Origin of the sequence: Acinetobacter sp. YH12086, from assembly GCF_013419345.1 — a bacterium.
Lineage (GTDB): Bacteria > Pseudomonadota > Gammaproteobacteria > Pseudomonadales > Moraxellaceae > Acinetobacter > Acinetobacter amyesii.
The window spans coordinates 1-1,660 of the sequence record NZ_VPAF01000049.1 but is presented as its reverse complement, the minus strand read 5'-3'; the positions used below and the strand labels follow the sequence as shown (position 1 = coordinate 1,660).

Annotated in this window: 2 protein-coding genes; one reads left to right on the top strand and one right to left on the bottom strand. The window is 44.9% G+C overall.

Annotated elements, in window-relative coordinates; all coding sequences use genetic code 11:
- The first annotated feature begins 193 nt into the window (after positions 1 to 193).
- Positions 194 to 1,009, top strand: a complete 816-nt coding sequence (locus FTU29_RS17190) for an APH(3')-I family aminoglycoside O-phosphotransferase (RefSeq protein WP_000018323.1) — start codon at positions 194 to 196, stop codon at positions 1,007 to 1,009.
- 136 nt (positions 1,010 to 1,145) lie between these two features.
- Here the strand turns inward: FTU29_RS17190 and FTU29_RS17185 are convergent, their stop codons facing one another.
- Entirely contained in the window at positions 1,146 to 1,547 is a 402-nt protein-coding gene (locus tag FTU29_RS17185; RefSeq protein ID WP_001183556.1) for a LysR substrate-binding domain-containing protein, read from the bottom strand.
- Positions 1,548 to 1,660: the final 113 nt, after the last annotated feature.

The following is a 1,660-nucleotide window of genomic DNA, read 5'->3' as shown; positions in this document are numbered from 1 at the left end:
AGTACCAGCGTACGGCCCACAGAATGATGTCACGCTGAAAATGCCGGCCTTTGAATGGGTTCATGTGCAGCTCCATCAGCAAAAGGGGATGATAAGTTTATCACCACCGACTATTTGCAACAGTGCCGATAAAAATATATCATCATGAACAATAAAACTGTCTGCTTACATAAACAGTAATACAAGGGGTGTTATGAGCCATATTCAACGGGAAACGTCTTGCTCGAGGCCGCGATTAAATTCCAACCTGGATGCTGATTTATATGGGTATAGATGGGCTCGCGATAATGTCGGGCAATCAGGTGCGACAATCTATCGATTGTATGGGAAGCCCGATGCGCCAGAGTTGTTTCTGAAACATGGCAAAGGTAGCGTTGCCAATGATGTTACAGATGAGATGGTCAGACTAAACTGGCTGACGGCATTTATGCCTCTTCCGACCATCAAGCATTTTATCCGTACTCCTGATGATGCATGGTTACTCACCACTGCGATCCCCGGGAAAACAGCATTCCAGGTATTAGAAGAATATCCTGATTCAGGTGAAAATATTGTTGATGCGCTGGCAGCGTTCCTGCGCCGGTTGCATTCGATTCCTGTTTGTAATTGTCCTTTTAACAGCGATCGCGCATTTCGTCTCGCTCAGGCGCAATCACGAATGAATAACGGTTTGGTTGATGCGAGTGATTTTGATGACGAGCGTAATGGCTGGCCTGTTGAACAAGTCTGGAAAGAAATGCATAAGCTTTTGCCATTCTCACCGGATTCAGTCGTCACTCATGGTGATTTCTCACTTGATAACCTTATTTTTGACGAGGGGAAATTAATAGGTTGTATTGATGTTGGACGAGTCGGAATCGCAGACCGATACCAGGATCTTGCCATCCTATGGAACTGCCTCGGTGAGTTTTCTCCTTCATTACAGAAACGGCTTTTTCAAAAATATGGTATTGATAATCCTGATATGAATAAATTGCAGTTTCATTTGATGCTCGATGAGTTTTTCTAATCAGAATTGGTTAATTGGTTGTAACACTGGCAGAGCATTACGCTGACTTGACGGGACGGCGCTTCCCTACCCTCATGGCCGCCTCCCAGGAATCGACCCAGGTGCTTATCGTGGACATAATCCTTTACTCATAAATTTATCTTATTCCATTATTGTACCTGTCACGCAAAACTTGCAGAAAAGCCATAAACGCAGGAGAATCCTGTCGGCGGTGAGGATAATAAATATGGTAGCCGTCAAAATATGGACACCACTCGGTCAGAACAGCAATCAGCTTGCCGCTTTTGATATATCCATCTGCAACATACTCGGGAATATAGGCAATCCCCAGCCCGTCTAATGCTGCATCGAGCTGATGAATCGTGCTGTTCGCAATATATTGCCCTTTGACTTTCAGACTGAATTTCTGAGCATCTTTCTCGAATTCCCAGGCGTACAATCCACTCGTATCAGAATAGCGGACGTTAATGCAGTTGTGGTTCAAAAGATCCTGCGGCTTCCTGGGCTTAGCATAACGCTTAAAATGGCACTGTTGCAAAGTTAGCGATGAGGCAGCCTTTTGTCTTATTCAAAGGCCTTACATTTCAAAAACTCTGCTTACCAGGCGCATTTCGCCCAGGGGATCACCATAATAAAATGCTGAGGCCTGGC

Bases quoted from the DNA above. Each gene is read 5' to 3' on its own strand.
- FTU29_RS17190 (WP_000018323.1), top strand. From the start codon at position 194: ATGAGCCATATTCAACGGGAAACGTCTTGCTCGAGGCCGCGATTAAAT.